The organism is Caballeronia choica, from assembly GCF_001544535.1.
GTDB lineage: Bacteria > Pseudomonadota > Gammaproteobacteria > Burkholderiales > Burkholderiaceae > Caballeronia > Caballeronia choica.
The window spans coordinates 1-19072 of the sequence record NZ_FCON02000148.1 but is presented as its reverse complement, the minus strand read 5'-3'; the positions used below and the strand labels follow the sequence as shown (position 1 = coordinate 19072).

General features: G+C 60.9%; 15 protein-coding genes. 9 read left to right on the top strand and 6 right to left on the bottom strand.

All coding sequences use genetic code 11. The features are described 5' to 3' along the window. Window positions 1-692 precede the first annotated feature (692 nt). Window positions 693-848, bottom strand: a complete 156-nt coding sequence (locus tag AWB68_RS48480; protein WP_160110129.1) for a hypothetical protein — start codon at window positions 846-848, stop codon at window positions 693-695. Window positions 849-1019: 171 nt separating this feature from the next. On the opposite strand from AWB68_RS48480, the gene AWB68_RS35730 reads away from it, so the two are divergent. The 8 genes from AWB68_RS35730 (at window position 1020) to AWB68_RS35695 (ending at window position 13086) form a co-directional block, all read left to right on the top strand. Then, a complete protein-coding gene (locus AWB68_RS35730) occupies window positions 1020-1940 on the top strand; it encodes a LysR family transcriptional regulator (protein WP_087648967.1) in 921 nt (306 codons plus the stop codon). A gap of 96 nt (window positions 1941-2036) precedes the next feature. Beyond that, window positions 2037-3446, top strand: coding sequence for an FAD-dependent tricarballylate dehydrogenase TcuA (tcuA, locus tag AWB68_RS35725; RefSeq protein WP_087648966.1), 1410 nt, complete (start codon window positions 2037-2039; stop codon window positions 3444-3446). Continuing rightward, complete coding sequence (gene tcuB / locus AWB68_RS35720; RefSeq protein WP_087648965.1) at window positions 3433-4647, top strand: tricarballylate utilization 4Fe-4S protein TcuB; 1215 nt, start codon at window positions 3433-3435, stop codon at window positions 4645-4647. Before tcuA ends, tcuB begins: the two co-directional genes overlap by 14 nt. A 62-nt stretch (window positions 4648-4709) precedes the next feature. Then, a complete protein-coding gene (locus AWB68_RS35715; protein ID WP_087648964.1) occupies window positions 4710-6023 on the top strand; it encodes an MFS transporter in 1314 nt (437 codons plus the stop codon). Between the two features lie 787 nt (window positions 6024-6810). Further along, window positions 6811-8109 carry an ATP-grasp domain-containing protein gene (locus AWB68_RS35710; protein ID WP_087648963.1) on the top strand — a complete coding sequence of 433 codons (1299 nt, stop codon included), beginning with the start codon at window positions 6811-6813 and terminating at the stop codon, window positions 8107-8109. A 10-nt stretch (window positions 8110-8119) separates the two neighbouring features. Then, complete coding sequence (locus tag AWB68_RS35705) at window positions 8120-10819, top strand: CoA-binding protein (RefSeq protein WP_087648962.1); 2700 nt, start codon at window positions 8120-8122, stop codon at window positions 10817-10819. A 139-nt stretch (window positions 10820-10958) separates the two neighbouring features. Next, entirely contained in the window at window positions 10959-12257 is a 1299-nt protein-coding gene (locus tag AWB68_RS35700; RefSeq protein ID WP_087648961.1) for an MFS transporter, read from the top strand. 46 nt (window positions 12258-12303) lie between these two features. Beyond that, on the top strand, window positions 12304-13086 hold the full coding sequence (locus AWB68_RS35695; RefSeq protein ID WP_087648960.1) for a substrate-binding domain-containing protein: 783 nt from the start codon (window positions 12304-12306) through the stop codon (window positions 13084-13086). Between the two features lie 15 nt (window positions 13087-13101). Here the strand turns inward: AWB68_RS35695 and dctA are convergent, their stop codons facing one another. From dctA to AWB68_RS35670, 4 genes are all read right to left on the bottom strand, one after another. Continuing rightward, complete coding sequence (gene dctA, locus AWB68_RS35690; RefSeq protein ID WP_087648959.1) at window positions 13102-14403, bottom strand: C4-dicarboxylate transporter DctA; 1302 nt, start codon at window positions 14401-14403, stop codon at window positions 13102-13104. Continuing rightward, window positions 14400-15332 carry a LysR family transcriptional regulator gene (locus AWB68_RS35685; RefSeq protein WP_087648970.1) on the bottom strand — a complete coding sequence of 311 codons (933 nt, stop codon included), beginning with the start codon at window positions 15330-15332 and terminating at the stop codon, window positions 14400-14402. Before AWB68_RS35685 ends, dctA begins: the two co-directional genes overlap by 4 nt. A gap of 556 nt (window positions 15333-15888) precedes the next feature. Further along, on the bottom strand, window positions 15889-16707 hold the full coding sequence (locus AWB68_RS35675; protein ID WP_087648958.1) for an amidohydrolase family protein: 819 nt from the start codon (window positions 16705-16707) through the stop codon (window positions 15889-15891). A gap of 85 nt (window positions 16708-16792) precedes the next feature. Then, window positions 16793-17563 carry an alpha/beta fold hydrolase gene (locus AWB68_RS35670; protein WP_268810963.1) on the bottom strand — a complete coding sequence of 257 codons (771 nt, stop codon included), beginning with the start codon at window positions 17561-17563 and terminating at the stop codon, window positions 16793-16795. Between the two features lie 92 nt (window positions 17564-17655). On the opposite strand from AWB68_RS35670, the gene AWB68_RS35665 reads away from it, so the two are divergent. Continuing rightward, a complete protein-coding gene (locus AWB68_RS35665) occupies window positions 17656-18102 on the top strand; it encodes a hypothetical protein (RefSeq protein WP_200828887.1) in 447 nt (148 codons plus the stop codon). A gap of 151 nt (window positions 18103-18253) precedes the next feature. Here the strand turns inward: AWB68_RS35665 and AWB68_RS35660 are convergent, their stop codons facing one another. Beyond that, window positions 18254-18967: a phosphatase PAP2 family protein gene (locus tag AWB68_RS35660; protein ID WP_087648956.1), complete on the bottom strand. Its 714-nt coding sequence runs from the start codon at window positions 18965-18967 to the stop codon at window positions 18254-18256. Window positions 18968-19072: the final 105 nt, after the last annotated feature.

Below are 19072 nucleotides of genomic sequence, written 5' to 3'. Positions count from 1 at the left end.
ATGGCGGTCCCCATAGGCGGGAAAACCGCACCAGCATGCGCTACAGATCCCTTGGTACGACATCTGTACTTTGCTCAAATACGACATTACTACTTTGCCCCTACAGGCTAAACAGCGCGATGACGGCGTTATGTCAAGCATTCGACACGCGCGGCCAGGGGCCGGTCGCGCTGCCGTCCGACAAGCAGCCTCGCCCTGCATCCAGGTAGTGCAGCTGCTCGCGCTGTTTCCGCGGGGACACGAGGGACCGTGCAAGTTCATGAATGGCTCTGCCCGACCCAGAGTGGACTACCGGGGGTGACGCGAAGCTACGGCCGCTTCCGAGGGCCTGCAGCCATGCCGCGTACCGATACCGTCGACGGAACGTCGTCCTTCGAAGCAGTTAGCCGGTGATGCGGCAAGCCTCGTGCCGCCGTATTCAGTTGATGTAGCGGTAACCTCTCTGTGACTATTATCTCAAGGTTTTCATCGGTCGACAAAGACTACACTACCCGCACCCTCCAGTTCGAATCCAATTCCTAAGGGGTATAGGTAATGCCAAACATTCTTCAGTCACAGGGGTCCGCTCTGGTGCCTGGTGTCAATGCCTTCGCACCACTCGTTGAAAAGCTGCACGAGGACTTCAAGGCCGGAAGGTTTTCTGACTGGCCGACGGTAATACTGACTCAGACCATGCAGGCTGAATCGACAAGTCAGGCCGCGGAGAGCGCGACACTTTCGCGCCCGAGCATCGCATCGGCACTTTTCTGTTGCTCGCGTGGCTGATGTCGGGCGCTTTTCCTACTTTCGCCCAGGCGTAGCTCGGTCACCGTCTCGAAACTCAACTTCGGCGAAATCTCGCCTGCCATGACGTCTTCGCCGACGGGGACCGGCAGCAAGGGTGAAGTGACCATTTTATTTCGCGTTCGGCAAACCCATGATGAGTAAGGTTCGCCACGCTATCGGGCGCTTCAAGGTCCCGAGTTGACGACTTTCTAGTCGCAACGTTGACATTTTTAATGCGTTCTACGGGAGATGGGATGGAATTGCGACAGTTGCGTTATTTCGTCAGCGTCGTGGAGCATGGGAGCATGGGTAAGGCGGCGCTCGAGCTCGGCGTGGTCACATCCGCGCTGAGCCAGCAGATCAGCCGGCTGGAGAGCGAGCTATCGACCCGCCTGCTGCAGCGCACGTCTGGCGGCGTCGTACCGACCGACGCTGGACTCGCGTTCTGGCGGCAAGCGCAGCTTGCACTGCGCCACGTCGACGATGCGGCGGTCGCCGCCCGACAAGCCCGCCTTTCGGGTCATGTGAGCGTGGGCCTGGCACCGAGCACGACGGGCGTATTGGGGTTGGCCTTCATGCAGGCAATGCGCGACCGCTACCCCGACGTCAGGCTGCGAATGGTCGAAAGTTTGTCGGGATATCTCGGTTCCATGCTTGGTGCGCGGCAGATCGATCTCGCCATCCTATTTCATGAGCAGCCCGCTCAACGCTGGAGCACCATGCCGTTGCTCGATGAGCGGTTGTTCGTGATCGGAGTTGCAACGCTATCTGGCATGCCTGCCGGACCTATGGTGCATATCTCAGAGCTCGGTGAGCTTCCTCTTATTCTGCCGAGCGGATCCCACGGCCTGCGGGCCTTACTCGCCGCTTCGTTCCAGCGTGCAAGGTACGAACCGCGCATCGTGGCAGAAGTCGATGGCCTTGCCATGCTGATGGACGCGGTGCGCGACGGGATCGGGGCAACAATCCAGCCCGGCGCGGCGCTCGCTCGGCCAGAGAATGCGTCCCTTGCAAGCGTCCCCGTAGCGGATGCCGACGCGATAAGACCGAATCTGATCGTCAGCGTATCCGATGACGAGTTGTCGCCCGCGGGGCTTGCCGCGCGCGTCGTGCTTGCCGAGGTCGCGCGGGCGGTGGTGACCGGGGGCCGCTGGCCGGGCGCTACCCTGCGCTAGAGAAGCCCTTCACGAAATCTGAAGCCCGCTTGCCGCCTTGCTGATGGCGGCTGGTGTCATCGCCTTCTACAGTTTGTCTCAAAGGAGACAACTGAGATGATCGACGTTCTCGTAATCGGCGGAGGAAATGCGGCTCTGTGCGCCGCCCTCATGGCCCGCGAAGCTGGCGCTTCCGTCCTGCTACTCGAATCGGCACCCCGCGAATGGCGCGGCGGAAACTCCCAGCACACCCGCAACCTTCGGTGCATGCACGACGGGCCCCAAGATGTGTTGGTTGATGCCTATCCCGAGGAAGAATACTGGCAGGACCTGCTCAAGGTCACCGGCGGCGTCACCGATGAGCACCTCGCGCGGCTCGTCATCCGTGCGTCGTCCAAATGCCGGCCTTGGATGCAGAAGCACGGGGTGCGCTTTCAGCCGCCGCTGTCAGGCGCGCTGCATGTGGCCCGGACCAACGCTTTTTTTATGGGTGGCGGCAAGGCGCTCGTCAATGCGTATTACCGCAGCGCTGAAGCGCGGGGCGTTCAGATTCGCTACGATACCCCAGTGGACGCCATCGAACTCGACAGTGGTCGGTTCGTCGCGGCGAGAAGCGGCGCCCAGCGTTTCGAGGCGCGCGCCTGCGTCCTGGCAGCCGGTGGCTTCGAATCCAATCGTCAATGGTTGCGAGAGGCGTGGGGTCAAAACGAGCGCGGCGAGTGGCCTGCCGACAACTTTCTGATTCGTGGCACCCGCTTCAACGAAGGCGTGTTATTGAGATTCATGATCGACGCGGGTGCGGATGCGATCGGCGACCCTTCGCAATCCCATTGCGTGGCTATCGACGCCCGCGCACCTTTATACGACGGCGGAATCTGCACCCGGATCGATTGCGTGTCGCTCGGTGTGGTTCTCAATCGCGATGCAAAGCGCTTTTATGACGAGGGCGAAGACTTCTGGCCCAAGCGCTACGCGATCTGGGGACGTCTCGTCGCGCAGCAGCCCGGACAGATCGGCTATTCGATCATCGACGCAAACGCAATCGGCCGCTTCATGCCACCTGTGTTTCCGGGCGAGATAGCAGACACCCTGCCGGAACTCGCCCGAAAACTGAAGTTGCCCGAGTCCACGTTCGTCGAGACGATCAGCGCGTACAACGCGGCATGCAGAGTCGGGACGTTCGACCATACCGCGCTTGACGACTGCCGCACCGAAAACCTGCTTCCACCGAAGACTCACTGGGCGCGTCCGATCGACACGCCTCCGTTCTATGGCTATGCATTGCGGCCAGGCATCACCTTCACTTATCTCGGACTCAGGGTCAACGACAAGGCCCAGGTGCACTTCGGCGGACGCCCAAGCGAGAACCTCTTCGTAGCAGGCGAAATGATGGCCGGCAATGTTCTTGGCAAGGGCTATACGGCGGGCGTCGGCATGTCTATCGGGACCGCCTTCGGACGTATCGCCGGCGCCGAGGCGGCAAGAGTCGTCACCCAACAAACTGGAGTTTGCCGTGCAGAAGCTTGAAGCACTTGCCCGCGAGGCGCAGGAACTCGCGTCGTCGCACTCGTCCGGCATGCATCACTCCCTGGATGCGTCGCCTCCGCAGATCATCCGCGTTCTTCCGCTGACGGACAATGAGACTGAAGTTGCCAGACAGATGCAGATATGCAATGCCTGCCGCTATTGCGAAGGGTTCTGCGCGGTCTTTCCGGCCATGACACGCCGACTCGAATTTGGGAAGGCCGACGTCAATTATCTCGCCAACCTTTGCCACAACTGCGGCGCGTGTTACCACGCTTGCCAGTATGCTCCGCCGCATGAATTCGCGGTCAATGTCCCGAGGGCGATGGCTCAAGTCCGCCTGGAGACTTACGCCGAATACGCTTGGCCGCCCTCGATGGGCGCTCTCTACAAGCGCAATGGCATGACCGTCGCTCTCGCACTTGCGTTCGGCCTCTCACTCTTTGCCGTGCTGGGAATATGGCTGAAGGGGTCTCTCTTTACCGAACGCCTCGGTGGAAATTTCTATGCGATCTTTCCGCACAATCTACTGGCCGTAATGTTCGGAGCGGTTTTCGGATTTGCATTTCTTGCGCTTGGAGTGGGCGTGAGGCGATTCTGGCGTGACGTGTCCGCAGGCACCGCCTCTATTCCCGCCGTCGCCGAGGCTACGAAGCATGTCCTTTCCCTCACCTACCTGGACGGCGGGCACGGCGACGGCTGCAACGAGTCGAGCGATGCCTTCACGCTCGCCCGTCGCCGCTTCCACCACTTCACCTTCTACGGCTTCATGCTGTGCTTTGCGGCCACCATCGTCGCGACGTTCTACCACTACGCGCTCCGCCTTCACGCGCCCTACAACTTCTTCAGCCTGCCAGTGCTACTCGGCACGGCGGGAGGCGTCGGCCTGCTCATCGGGCCGGCAGGCCTCTTGTGGCTCAATCTGCGGCGCAACTCGAACCATGGCGATCCGACACAGCGGCCAATGGATAGAGGCTTCATAGCGCTGCTCCTGCTCACTAGTGCGACCGGGCTCGCGCTCCTGGCATGGCGCGACACCGCTGCAATGGCATGGCTCCTCGCAGCACACCTTGGCGTGGTGATGGCGCTCTTCGCTACGCTGCCATACGGCAAATTTGCTCACGGAATATATCGGTCTGCGGCACTGCTGAAATCGTCGATCGAAAAGCGACAAGCCAGCAAACTGCAGCTCGGCTCTGATTGATCAAACGGGGCAACGCGTCCCGCCCGCTCTGCCGCCTTATAAATATATTCAAGGAGACAAACATGAACCCCTCATCTGCAGGCCTGGATCCGGCTGGCGCGGGCACGTCGAAACTTGGCGCAGTCCTGCGCGTCACCAGCGGTAACTTCTTGGAACAGTTCGATTTCTTTCTGTTCGGTTTTTACGCGACTTACATCTCCAAGGTGTTCTTTCCGTCAAGCAATGAATACGCATCACTGATGCTGACGTTTGCAGTCTTTGGGGCAGGGTTCCTGATGCGACCATTCGGCGCTATCGTCCTCGGGGCCTACATCGACGAGGTAGGCCGACGCAAGGGACTGATCGTGACGCTGTCGATCATGGCAAGTGGCACCATATTGATCGCATGTGTCCCGGGGTACGCGACGATCGGCATACTCGCGCCCGCACTTGTGCTGCTCGGGCGGCTGCTGCAAGGCTTTTCCGCTGGCGCCGAACTCGGAGGCGTTTCGGTGTACCTTGCGGAAATGGCAACACTAGGTCGCAAGGGCTTTTATACGAGCTGGCAATCGGCAAGCCAGCAAGTCGCCATCGTGTTCGCAGCGGCGCTTGGCTACCTGCTCAACAGCTTGATGACGGCGCATGACATCGCAGTCTGGGGCTGGCGTATTCCGTTCTTCATCGGGTGTGCGATCGTGCCGTTCATCTTTCTTCTTCGGCGCTCATTACAGGAAACGGCTGAATTCAAGACGCGGCGGCATCATCCGACCGCACGCGAAGTATTTCGAACGATGCTGGAGAACTGGCGCACCGTGTTCGCAGGCATGCTGCTCGTCGCGATGACGACCACCACGTTTTACTTGATCACCGTGTACACCCCGACCTTCGGCAGGGCGGTTCTGAAGCTCACGACTGCGGATAGCTTGATCGTGACCGTTTGCGTTGGCGTATCGAACTTCATCTGGCTGCCAATCGGCGGTGCGCTTTCGGATCGTATTGGGCGCCGTCCGGTCTTGATCGCGATCACTGTTCTTGCTATCTGCACGTCCTACCCGGCTCTTTCTTGGTTGGCCGCTGCGCCAAGCTTTGCCCGAATGCTCATCGTGCTGCTCTGGTTGTCGTTCTTTTTCGGCATGTACAACGGCGCAATGATCCCGGCACTTACCGAAGTCATGCCAGTCAACGTGCGCGTCGCAGGCTTCTCGCTCGCGTTCAGCCTCGCGACCGCGATCTTTGGCGGATTTACTCCCGCCGTTTCGACCTATCTCATTCAGGTAACCGGCGACAAGGCGGCACCGGGTTATTGGTTGAGCTTTGCAGCCGTATGTGGGCTCGTCGCGACGCTCGTCCTTTATCGACGAGGCGGTGCAGTAGAGCGTTCAGCGACCGTCGTTTGACGAGTCGCAAGCGCGACGCTGGTCGCCGTGCCCGATGAGGACGAAGGATGCCTAGGTGTGGTCACTCTGCCCTCACCAACCGATAGTGGCCCGTTCGCTGCCCCACGCAGTCGTCAGGTTGGAACGCTTCGCGCCAAATCGCTATCAAAATCCGCTCGTTACGCTGTCCCTTATCTTCGTGATTGTTATCTATACACCGACGAGCGTTAATGCCGGCGGCAGCGGACCGTTGACAACCCCTGAACGGACGGTCTCCGGCGACTATCGAATGTCCATTCAATCGCCGACAACGGACCGTCAACTGAAGTCGCCGCCGAGCTTGGACCGTTGACACGTCTGCCCCGACAGGCTGCGAAGTGGATCGTGGCGGCGATGCCACATTTCGTCCGACTGCATTGATAACACCCGAACATCAATGCTTCCAAAAAATGCACTTATCGTCTAGATCGTTTTGCGCGAGTATCGGTACTCAAGATTCCAGCGACATTGGAACGAAAGTAAAACGAATCGGAGACACGACTATGCACAACGTACGGCGCAACTTGCGCGGCTAACCCGCTGCAAGACATTCCTACGACCCGCCTTGTTGGGCCGTGCAGTTCCGCGGTCCAGCCGGTTCAGGCATCGGACAACATAAAGCACGCCAGAGCCCCGCCAAGCCGAACTCCAACGGCGTTACGGCCGCGTTTCACACCTACCGCTTACGACCGAAGCGCGTCAGCGTCCAGTCGACAGCGCCGATCGGCCTGATTCTTTTCTATCGCAATGACCTTCAGGAGACATTTCCATGCAAATCACCGGTATGTTACACGGCGCTCGCCTATTGCAATTCGTCGGATTCCCAGCGAGTGAGATTCTCGGCCCGAGCGCCAGCGAGGAAGAAATCAAGACGATGATCGATCGCCATCGTCAGATCTTCATCAAGCCGGTCTTCAAGGGCGGTGTCGGCAAGAAGGGCAAGGCGGGCCTGCTGGGCCGCGCGACCGATCTGAAGACAGCGCTGGCCGAAAAAGAGCGGCTGTACTTCGCCGAGCACACGGTCGGGCACCTGAAAGCGAAGGCGAATGGCGTGACGTTCGAAGCTGGCGTCCCGGCCAAACACGAGGTCTACTTCTCGATCACTGATTCCACCCGCTTTCGCGCGCCGACCATGACGCTTTCGCACATGGGCGGCATGGACATCGAAGAGGTCGATCCGAAGCACGTGGCGATGGTGCCGTTCGATGCACTGACCGGCCTGAAGGCGTTCGTCGTCGCGAATGCGCTTAGCGAGATCGGTGCGCCGAAGGAGATCATCTCGCCGCTGGTTCAGCAGTTGCCGAAACTCTGGGAGCTCTTTCACGACTTCGGCATGACTACGCTGGAACTGAATCCGATCCGCATGCGCGAGGACAAGAACGGACGCCTCACGCCGGTTGCCTGCGACTTCAAGTGCGGCTTCGATCGCGACGATCCGCGCTGGGCGCGTCTCGGATTGCCGCCTCATCTGTTCTCCGCGGATTACTCCGATTTCGAACAGGAGATCAATCAGCTTCGCACCCACCAGGGGCAGAGCGACGTGTACGTGATCAACGACAAGGGGACGATCCTCGCGCCGACCTTCGGAGGCGGCGCCAATTCGCTCGTGACTGAAATGCTCGGCGACGCCGCGATCATCTCGTCGGATTTCGGCGGCAATCCGCCTTACGCGAAGATGAAGGAAGTGGCCCGAATCTGCTTCAGGCACTGGCTCAAGCAGTCGAATGTGCTTTTTATCATCGGCGGCAAGTCGAATAACACCGACATCTTCGAGACGCTGCGAGCGATGGCCGATGCTCTTCGCGAACACTTCAGCGAGCACGGGCCGACGCCGCTTTACGTGGTGCTCGGCCGCGGAGGGCCGAACCTCGTGCGAGGGATGGCCGCGCTAAGGGATACATGCGACTCGCTCGGCCTGCCGTACCGGCTGTTCGGATTCGATTCCGACATCAGTGAGGTCATCCAGTACGCACGGCAGGCGGATGCGTGGATGCGCGCCGGCGGCCGAGCCGAGATCGCAGCACGGATCGGCGCGCCCGCGACCGAAACCGAACCGGCCCAAGCCTGAGGAGAGCGACATGTACAAGCAAACCAGCAGCCAGTTCAAGTATTTCGTTGGCGTCAACTCGCTCGCGCAGATCGCCACGCGCGACGATCGCGTGTGCGTACTTAACATCCTGGGCGGTGAGTCCTCGGACGTGACGCCCGTCAGTCATGCATTCTCAGGCGGCAATATTGTCTTCGGCACGGCGCCGGGCAAGGGCGGCCAAGTGCTCGCTACATCTATCGGCGATATTCCGGTTTACAACAACGTCCGCGAGGGTCTGGAAGCGGGGCACCGGTTCAACTGCGGCGTGGTCTATCTACCGCCATCGGCGGCCCGCGACGGCGTCGCCGAACTGATCCGCGTCAATCCCGATCTGAAGAAGATTTTCATCATCACCGAGAAGATCGCCGTGCACGACGCTCGCGAAATTCGCGCAATGGGGCAGCAAGCGGGCATCGACATTTTCGGGGCGAACGGGCTCGGCGTCGCCGACTCGTGGAATCGCGTGAGAATCGGCGGAGCGCTCGGCGGCGACAATCCGGACGATTCGCTGCGCAAGGGATCGATCGCCATCTTTTCCAACTCCGGCGGCTTCAGCACGACGATCGCGCAGTACCTGCGCATGAGCGGCTGGGGCACGTCGACCGTCATTTCGAGCGGCAAGGACGTCTACATCCACTACGCCGCGCCGGAATTTGCGTTCGCCCTTGCCAACGATGCGCGCAGCAAGGCTGCCGTGCTCTATTGCGAACCGGGCGGCTATTACGAAGCCGATGCGACCTTCACCAAGCCGGTGGTCGCCTGCGTGGTGGGCCGGTGGAAGAGCCTGCTGACGCGTGCGGTTGGCCATGCGGGCGCCATGGCTGGCGGTTCCGACGACGCGCAAGCGAAGGAACGCTGGTTCATGGAGAAGTTCGGCGTCGACCGGCTCTTCACGCTCGACGATCCGTGCTGCTCGGCGAGGGGCGCGGTCGTCACGAACATCGCGCATATCCCGGCTGCGTTGACTGCCGTGATGCGCGCCAACGCGACGATGCCCGACTTCGAGCCCGAAGGCAGTCTCGCCCTCAAGCCGTGGTTCGGCTCGGATCAAGCCATCGAGCTTCCGTCCGGCCTTGCGATCCCCGTAGTGGGTGCGGTCGCCCCGTATGACGAGCAGGTCTTGCAGGTTAATCGGCAAGTCGGGGCGATTGCGCCGCGTCAGGCGCTCAAGGACGCATCGGGCGCATCGCAGATGGATGCGAAAACGCAGGTCAGCAGCCTGCATGGCGCCTCAATGCTCGACGCAGCGACGCATTCGCTTGAAGCGAACGTCAGCCTTGCCCTGCTTCACGAGTTCGGCGGCGAAAATGACGAGAAGCTCATCGATGTCGCGATCGCCGCGTTCGTCAATCTGCACGGGACGCCGGAACTCGCGGCGGCGCAAGCCGCTCGCGAGGCCGGAAACGCGCCCAACGCGATCCTGGCCGCCGCAGCTTCGATCATCGGGCCGAATCGCCAGCGAGCGGCTCGGGATGCCGCAAAATGGATGATCGATCGCTTCTCGGCAGCCGGCCTTACGAGCGCGCTCGATGAGAACTTCGACATCGCCCGGATCGACGCGAGTGGCAGCGAGCCATTCTTCGCCGACTCAAGCGATCCGCGCGCTGAAGCGATGCTCGCGGGACTCGCCGAGCGTGGGGTTAAGTCGGTCCCCGTCCGCTGGCTCGTGTCTCAGCCTGCTCACCCGACGGCCGACGCGGTGCTGGCCGCGATCACCACGACGCTCGCGTGGGGACCGCTGATGCGCAAGCGCATCTCGCGCGTTACGGCCGAGAGCCTGCCCTGGTGGAACATGCTGTTCGGGACGCTGATCGGCGCATCGGCGGACGCCTCGCGACACCGTCCAGACGGCTTCTGCGGCTTTACCACGCAAGCTTTGCTGAACCAACACAGCCTCACGGAAATCTGCTTTGCCGCGCTGCTCAACCTCAAGCCCGGGCCCGACGATCTGTTCGCTTTCAAGACGCTCGTCGGTCTGCTGCTCACCAACGGTCCAGGGGCCATCTCGGCGCAGGGTGCGAAAGGCGCGGTATCGGCCGACGGTCCGGAAAGTCCAGAGCGCGTGCAGCTCAACAAGGCGCTGGTCGGCTTTCTCACGCATACCGGCTATACGCATGGCGGCAACGGCTATGAGGGCATCGCGTTCCTGATCGAAGCGTTCCGGGACAGCGGCCTCGACGATCCGTCCGACCCTGGACATGGCGTGGACCTGCGCGCGCTCGCCGAGCGCTCGGTCGAGCGGTATGCGCACTACAAGGCTCGGCAGAAGCATGCCGGCAGCCTCGACATCGCGAAGCTGCCGGGCGTGAACCATCCCGTCTTCAAGGACAGGCCGGTCAACCACGACCCGCGCGAAGTGTTCATCGCGGACCTGTGCGAGAAGCGCGGGGAATACAACGTTTTCCATGCGTTCTATCGCGAACTTGTGCAGGCCTTGTTCGACGCCGGCGTGTCACGCAACGTGTATTGCGTGAACGTCGATGCGGTGATCGCAGCGCTGCTGCTAAAGATGCTGTGGCAGCCGCTGCGACGTGGTGAATTGACCGAGACCGATCTGGAAACCGCCGCGTTCACGATCTTCCTTTATCCCCGCATGCTCGGCTGCGCGGCGGAAATCGACGATCACCTGAACCGGGGACGCAACATGGACACGCGCACGCCCGCCTCTCAGTGCCGGTTCGTGGCCTGAGCGCTTCGCCGGCTGATAACCAGCGGACATCAATCGTTCCAAAAACAGCACTTAACGTGTCGTGCCGTTCGGGCGAGTATTCGACAAACAACAATCCGCCCGAACATCACAAAGTTCAAAATTTTCAGGAGACACCTCTATGCATTCCTCCTCAGGCACCCCGCCCCCCGGGCAGTCGAAGACGTCCGCCGTATTCCGCGTGACGGCGGGCAACTTCCTGGAGCAGTTCGACTTCTTTTTGTTCGGCTTCTATGCAACGCAGATCGCCGCGGTTTTTTTCCCGGCAGCGAGCGAGTTCGCATCGCTGATGATGACCTTCGCCGTCTTCGGCGCAGGCTTCCTGATGCGGCCGCTCGGTGCGATCATCCTTGGTGCGTACATCGACGATGTCGGCCGCCGCAAGGGCCTGATCGTCACGCTGTCGATCATGGCGAGCGGCACCATCCTGATCGCGTTCGTGCCCGGCTATGCGACGATCGGACTCTTCGCCCCGGCGCTGGTTCTCATCGGTCGTCTGCTGCAGGGCTTCTCGGCGGGCGCTGAACTCGGCGGGGTATCGGTGTATCTCGCCGAAATGGCGACGCCGGGCCGCAAGGGCTTCTTCACGAGTTGGCAGTCGGCAAGCCAGCAAGTGGCTATCGTCATCGCAGCCGGGCTCGGCTTCGCGCTCAATCAGTGGCTCGACACGGCGACGATCGCCGCGTGGGGATGGCGCGTGCCGTTCTTCGTCGGCTGCATGATCGTGCCTTTCATCTTCATCCTGCGGCGCAATCTCCAGGAAACGGAGGAATTTAAACAGCGCCAGCATCGCCCGAGCATGAAAGAGGTCTTCGCTACCCTCGTGCAGAACTGGAATGTCGTGATCGCTGGCGTGCTGCTGGTGGCGATGACCACCACAAGTTTTTATCTGATCACGGTGTATGCACCGACCTTTGGCAAGACTGTCCTGCATCTGAGCACTGCCGACAGCCTGCTCGTCACGCTGTGCGTGGGTGTCTCCAATTTTATCTGGCTGCCGATCGGTGGTGCGCTGTCGGATAGAATCGGACGCCGTCCGCTCCTTCTTGCGATGACGATCCTGGCAATCGCGACCGCCTACCCGGCGCTGTCGCTGCTGGCCCACACACCGAGCTTCGTCAACATGCTGCTTGTGCTGCTCTGGCTCTCGTTCATGTACGGCATTTACAACGGCGCGATGGTCGTCGCGCTCACCGAGGTGATGCCAGTCGAGGTGCGCGTCGCCGGGTTCTCTCTCGCCTACAGCCTCGCGACGGCGGTCTTCGGAGGTTTTACGCCCATCATCTCGACCGCGCTCATTCATATGACGGGTGACAAAGCCGCGCCAGGCTACTGGATGAGCTTCGCCGCGGTGTGCGGGCTCGGTGCAACGCTCGCACTGTACCGGCGCCGTCGCGTTCCGCTGCATGCGGCTCCCTGAAGCACCGCACGCCTCCTCGAACATTAGACTGACATTCTATCGCCCCATGAAATCCTTTCTTCTGAAACTCTGCACCGCGGCGCTGCTCGGCACCTGCGCCGCTGCGGCGAATGTGCAGGCCGCAGATCTGCATGTGATGAGTTCGGGCGGCTTTACCGCCGCCTACAAACTGCTCGGCCCGAAGTTCGCGGCGTCCACCGGCAATACGCTCGATACCGCGCTTGGCCCGTCGATGGGCAAGTCGCCGGAGGCCATTCCGAACCGGCTCCAGCGCGGCGAGCCTGCCGACGTGGTGATCATGGTCGGCTACGCCCTCGACGATCTGATCAAGCAGGGCAAGGTAATTCCCGATTCGCGCGTCGAACTCGCGGATTCACGCATCGGCATGGTCGTGCGCGACGGCGCGCCGAAGCCCGACATCGGATCCGAGGCGGCGCTCAAGGATACCTTGCTGCATGCCCGGTCGATCGCTTACTCGGATAGCGCGAGCGGCGTCTATATCGAGCGCGAGCTGTTCAAGCGGCTCGGCATCGAGGAGCAGGTGAAGAACAAGGCGAAGATGATCCCGAAGATTCCGGTGGCGTCCGTTGTCGCGACAGGCGACTACGAAGTGGGATTTCAGCAGGTGAGCGAGTTGCTTCCGGTGAAGGGCGCGGCGTACGTCGGCAAGATTCCGGAGTCGATGCAGTCCGTCACGCGCTTTGCCGCCGGTATACCGGTCGGCGCACAGCATCCGAAGGAAGCGAAGGCGCTGCTCGACTATCTCGCGTCGCCCGCCGTGCAGCCGGAGGTGACATCGACCGGGCTCGATTCCGTCGCCACGCATTGAAACTAAGGCAACGATTCAGCCCATCAGGTCGGCGGGCTGATCGAAGGCATCCTCAGGCTCATGCGCCAGGCTCAATGCGTTCTTCAGGCGCACCCGGTCGCAGGAGCGCTCCCACATCGATACGAAGATCACCGCGCAGGCATTGCTGATCACGCTCGTCAGGGCGCGCGCCTCGGACATGAAGCGATCGATGCCGACCAGCAGCGCGACGCCTGCAAGCGGCAAGTCGGGAACGACGGCCAGCGTGGCGACGAGCGCAACCAGTCCGCTGCCCGATACCCCGGCCGCGCCCTTCGACGTGAGCAGCATGACCGCGAGCATCGTCGCGATCTGGCCGCCCGAGAGGTGTACGTCGCACGCTTGAGCGATGAACGTCGAGGCGAGCGTCAGGTAGATCGCCGTGCCGTCCAGGTTGAAGGAATAGCCGGCGGGCAGCACGAGTCCCACGATGCCTTTGTCGCAGCCAAGCGCTTCGAGCTTGACGATGAGGCGCGGCAGCACCGGTTCGGTCGACGACGTCGCGAGTACGATGACGAGTTCCTCGCGAATGTAGCGCAGCAGCCGCCAGAGCGAGAAGCCATGCAGGCGTGCAAGTGGAGCGAGCACGCAGACGACGAACAGCAAACACGCCGCATAGAACGACACCATCAGCATGCCGAGCGAGCCAATCGAACGAATGCCGAAGTGGCCCACCGTGAACGCCATCGCACCGAATGCGCCGACGGGCGCAAGCCGCATGATCATCGCGAGGATGCGGAACAGCACGTGCGCGATGCCGTCGATGAATTCCTCTACCCGCCGCCCGGCGCTTCGGCTCGCATTCAATGCGAAGCCGAACAGAAGGGCGAGCAGCAGGACCGGTAGCACCTCGCCTTTCTCGAAAGCGCCGACAAGCGTCTCCGGAACCAGATGAAGCGCAAATTCGACGAATCCGTGCGACAGCGTGCGCGTCGAATACTGCGCGAGGATCGTCGTGTCCAGATGATGCGCGTCGATGTGCAGGCCGGCGCCCGGGTGCAGCGCGAATGCGGTCGCGAGCCCCAGAACGAGCGCAACGATCGTGAGAACGTAGAACAACGCCAGCGCCTTCAGGATGGTCCGCCCGATCTTGGCGCCGCTTGCAAGCGAGGTAATACCGGTGACGATCGTGCAGAAGACGATTGGCGCGATCATCATGCGTACCAGCGCGACGAACGCATCGCTGAGCGGTTTAAGCGATGCGCCGGCCTGTGGCCAGAAGTGGCCGACGGTCATGCCAAGCACCATGCCGAGCAGGACCTGGACGTAAAGCAGCCTGAACGGCCTTGCCAACGTCATTTCGGGGCCTTCTTCGCCGCGGCGCCGGTCATGCCGCTGCGCTTCGTGTCGAGGATGGTCTGATAAAACTGTTGCGCGGCCGGCGTGAGCGGACGCCCCCGGCGCCTGAGGATCCCGACACGTCTCGTCACGACCGGATCGACGAGCGGCACGCTGGTCAGAATCGGATGGTCGCGCATGGGCATTGCCATTGAAGGCACGGCGGCCACACCGAGTCCTGCTTCGATCAGGCCAAGCATGGTGGTGACATGGTGGGTCTCGCAGACGCTAGGCTTCCTCGGCGCCACGGTGGTCAGCGCCTGATCGAGCAGCAGGCGGTTGCCAGAAGTCTTGTCGACGGATACATATTCGTGTTCGTAAAGCTCGTTCCAGGTCACACGCTTTTTCTGAGCAAGGGGATGATCGCGGCGGCACGCGGCGACGAACCGTTCCTGCACCAGGACCTTGAACTCGACCTCGGTTTCTTGGCTGCCCAGGAAGCTAACGCCGAAATCGGCTTCGCCGCTGATGACCGAGCCGAGCACTTCATTGGCGCTCGAGTCGAGCAGCTTGACCCGGATCCGCGGATAGCGGCTGTGATAAGCGGCAATGACGCTCGGCAGGAAATAGTAGGCAACCGACGGCACGCATGCGATGGTCACATGACCCAGGCGGCTCGTGGAGACGTCGCGGATGCCGAGCAACGCGACATCGAGGTCGTCGAGAAGTTGTTCTGCGCTCGGGGCGAACACGCGTCCTACGGTGGTGAGCGTCACGCTGCGCGTGGTTCGCTCGAAAAGCCGCACGCCGAGCGCCGCCTCGAGCTTCTCGATGCGCCGGCTGAGCGCGGGCTGCGAAATGTTGACTGCCTCCGCTGCTTTGCGGAAGCTGCCCAACTCCACGACGGCTCGAAACGCCTGCAAATCGTTCAGGTCGAAGTTGACGCCCACGAGCCATCCTCCGCATTTTATGCGGCTATTTTGCATGATGCGGGCGAAAGCGCCCATCGAGGACAAAACTCGGTCATTCAGCCCACCGAGGATCGCACCGAAGTCGGGAGCGACGGGCCCGTTTCGTAGTGTCAGCGGTCATTCATGGCCGAGAGGCGGGTGTCTCTTCATGGCCGGCCTCTGCCTGATGCTTGCCCTTGCCGGATCGGTTATTTGCCTGCACCGGTGGACGGGATACAAGTCAGCACGAGAATCCCCCCGTTATTTGCGGCAGACCTAACTGCAGCCTGGTGAAACTCTCCCGGCCCGCAAGACCATTCGGCAACGAAATCGGCCTTGCAAGCATTTCGAGTACGAAGGGCCGCCGGCAAGGCAACCGGATAACGGCAGGTATCGGCGGAGTTACAGTGCAGAGCCAGCTCACGCATCGAATTGCCATGATGAGCGCCACAATTCTCACCATAGGTACCTGATTCGATCCGTATGGGGTCAGCCAACGCGTTCACGCTAGCTCCGAAAAGTCCAGCAAGCGACAGGAGTGTGCAGATTGCTCGGATCATGGTTGCCTCCATTGTAGGAGCCACGGTGTCCCACGAAGACGAACCGCTAGCTTAGCGCTCGTCGACAACGAACCGCGTCGTACTTTGACCCACGTACGCCCTTGGTCGAGCATCCCGCGAATGACGGTATACGCATCATGCCCCGATTCGCTTTGCGGCAATCGAGCCATGTGATCGAAGACCACAGGGCATGGCAAGCGTTTCAGCAACTCAGCGTGTTCAACGATCAAGTCCGAGCGCATCTGGAGTTGTACGTGCCAGCCGAGTTCGTTAATCCGCTTCGCGATCGGCTCGATCATGTCGACGCGGGTGACCGCCCTATCCGGCTGAAAAAGCGAAAACCGTACACCGCGAATGCCACCGCGATGAAGCGCGAGAAGCTCCTGCTCGGATATGTCCGTCGAGACGACGCCAATGCCACGTGCTTTGTCGATCCCAAGGCGCGATATCGCATCTAGGGTGACACGGTTATCCGTTCCGTAATTCGCTGGCTGGACAATCACCGTGCGCGTCGTGCCAAGTCGCCCTTGAATCCGCCGGCAATCGTCGACCGTCGCCTGACTCGGGAGCGTCGCGTTCGGATTGGCGACAGGAAATCTATCGTTGTAGATGTGGATATGCGCGTCACACGCTAACGCTGGAACTTTCAAGGAGGCGCTCTCTGATCCCGTCGAGTTCGAAAATGATGCTCTCTGTGCCGCGTGGGCAGTAGAACGCTTCAACAGGACGAAGGCCCCTGCTGCTGCTAAACCCAAACTAAGCGCTCGGCGGCGTGGATCCAATCTGTCAGGAGATGACGAGTCTTTTGATTTCATACGAGTACGGTGAGAACATTGAAAATGCTCAAACGACGAAGTGACGAGGGCACGCCGCTTCGCAGCTTGAGCATCGATGGAACTGTTATTGATTTACGCGCTTTGCGAACGTCGAGATGGCATCGGCCATCGCCTTCGGCTGTTCGGGTGCCATCGCGTGACCCGCATTCGGTAGGACGACGACCGTCACACGATCGCCCAGCATGTTCTTGAGCACTTGCGAGAACCGGCGAGGCGCGACCGCATCGTTCTCACCTTGGAGGTCAAGGATCGGCGCCGTGCCTGCGGCAAAATAATCGTCGACGGGAGTCGTGTTGCGAGCGTGTCCTTCTGCCTCGTGCGTTTCGGGATACCATCCGCCCAGCCACACGCTCGGGTCGTTCCCGGGTGCAAAGAACGCCTGTTTCAAATATTCAAGCCGTTGTGCGTCCGAAAGCTTGAGATCGCCTGCACCATCAATGGCTTTTCGCATTTCGGCATCAATCGGCTTCTCAGTCGAACCCGGGGGAACCTTCCCTGCCGATGCAGCTGCAACGACCACTCCTTTGACGAGGTCCGGCCGATCGGCGGCCAACTGGCGCGCAGCAAAATTGCCCCACGCATGGCCCACGACAACGATGGGGCCGGCGTGCTTTGCTTCGATAACCATCGCCACGTCGGAGGCAAAGTCGTGCACATTCAGGTTATCCATCGGGCCCTTGCTTTTCCCAACTCCACGCGGTTCAGGACGGAGCACACGGAAACCGTCGGACACCAAATACTGGGCCACCTGGTCGTAGTCGCGCCCTGAACGACCCAATGACGGAAGAATGACGATAGTCGGCCCCTTCCCTTGGCTAAGTACTTCAATTTGCACATTTCCGTGTTTAACAACGTCGTCAGTGACTTTGCCGTCACCGGTCGCAGCGAAAGCACTTGCGGAAAGGGAAAGGATGATGGCTGCGCTGGTTGGGACGCGTCGCCAGTCGCTACCAGATCGGCGTCATCCAGATGTGGGAGATCAATCAGTTGGGGACGCTCCCAATCTTAGGCAATGCCGGCTGGATCCTGTTCGCACCAATACCCGAACGTACAATCGTTGCACTATCGGCACTCGCCCGTCTGAACCCGGACCGGCTTGCACGAATCCAGACACCGCCCGGCTGGGTGCGAAACCGTTCCACCCTGCCGTACTGCTTCCGATGTCTGGTGCTCAATCCTTCGGACGTGGCCGCACCTCGCTGGAAACGGATATGGTTCGATCCGGATGTCCAGGTGTGCGACGAGCACGGGACAACGCTCGAGCGGATTCCGACACAGATCACGCGTCGTGCACGCAACATGAACCGGTTGCTCATACTGGTCAGCAAACACAATCGACAACTTCTGCAAAATTCGTCACCTCGGCTGTATTAGCAGAATTAGTGCACCCATTAGCAGAATTAACGGACCTCAACACTTACGGCAAGAAAGTAGGCGACTCCACCCTCTGACTGGGGGTGGCGTTTTCGCACCTAACGCGGCGAGGCATCATCGAGACAACAAAAAGCCGCGTTCGTCCACGTGCTCAATGGAAAAACCCTGGGTGTAGGTGCTTTATGACCGATGCCGCGAGGAGGCGCGGCTCATCGAACATCGTCGCGAGTTCGAAGAAGAAGAGGAAGGCGAGCATGTAACCCACCGCTGGCCGGTGTTCCATGAATCGCAAGAAGAGCGGCGCGAGGCGTGTGCGTATCGGCGGACGGGTGAAGAGCCATGCGCAGAAGGCGCCGATGGCCGCGCCCCCGATGACGTCGGTCGGATAGTGCAGCCCTAGATAGACGCGAGGCAGACACACGAAGACCACGCAATGCACAATCGCAAGCACGCCGATCCATCGCCAGACAAGGAAAATGCCGACGGCTATCGCCATCCAGAGCGCGGCATGATCGCTGGGGAACGAGCTCCACAAGCGCATTTCGTCGCCTGTCTGGTCGGCTAGTGGAAACGACAATTGAACGGAGGGCTCATAAAGCGGGCGAAGGCGGAACGGCAGCGTCAGCGCAAGCAGGCGGCCGAGCACGAATGCCGCGAACGCGGCGCACAGCGTTGCGACGACAGTCTCGCGGCGCAATGGCTGGGAGTCTCCCGGCTGGAACCAGATGGCACAGAGAATCGCGAGCGGAACGAGGCCCTTGGTGAAATAGAACCTGGCGATCGCGCCAACGGAGTGGGCGAGCAAGAATGAAGATGAGCCGATATGAACGAGCCAAAATTGAACATCCCTATCGAAAGCATTCATGCGCCGCGTCTCCATTCGAATATGTCAATTACTGACGAGTGCATCAAATAGTGCCCTCTTCCTCAGGCGGCGTAGCGGACATGCTTTTCCTTGAAGAGATTGCGA

Coding starts and splice junctions, on each gene's coding strand:
- AWB68_RS48480 (WP_160110129.1), bottom strand. CDS start 848: ATGGCAGGCGAGATTTCGCCGAAGTTGAGTTTCGAGACGGTGACCGAG.
- AWB68_RS35715 (WP_087648964.1), top strand. CDS start 4,710: ATGAACCCCTCATCTGCAGGCCTGGATCCGGCTGGCGCGGGCACGTCG.
- AWB68_RS35660 (WP_087648956.1), bottom strand. CDS start 18,967: ATGAATGCTTTCGATAGGGATGTTCAATTTTGGCTCGTTCATATCGGC.
- AWB68_RS35705 (WP_087648962.1), top strand. CDS start 8,120: ATGTACAAGCAAACCAGCAGCCAGTTCAAGTATTTCGTTGGCGTCAAC.
- dctA (WP_087648959.1), bottom strand. CDS start 14,403: ATGACGTTGGCAAGGCCGTTCAGGCTGCTTTACGTCCAGGTCCTGCTC.
- AWB68_RS35730 (WP_087648967.1), top strand. CDS start 1,020: ATGGAATTGCGACAGTTGCGTTATTTCGTCAGCGTCGTGGAGCATGGG.
- tcuA (WP_087648966.1), top strand. CDS start 2,037: ATGATCGACGTTCTCGTAATCGGCGGAGGAAATGCGGCTCTGTGCGCC.
- AWB68_RS35675 (WP_087648958.1), bottom strand. CDS start 16,707: ATGAAATCAAAAGACTCGTCATCTCCTGACAGATTGGATCCACGCCGC.
- AWB68_RS35710 (WP_087648963.1), top strand. CDS start 6,811: ATGCAAATCACCGGTATGTTACACGGCGCTCGCCTATTGCAATTCGTC.
- AWB68_RS35700 (WP_087648961.1), top strand. CDS start 10,959: ATGCATTCCTCCTCAGGCACCCCGCCCCCCGGGCAGTCGAAGACGTCC.
- AWB68_RS35695 (WP_087648960.1), top strand. CDS start 12,304: ATGAAATCCTTTCTTCTGAAACTCTGCACCGCGGCGCTGCTCGGCACC.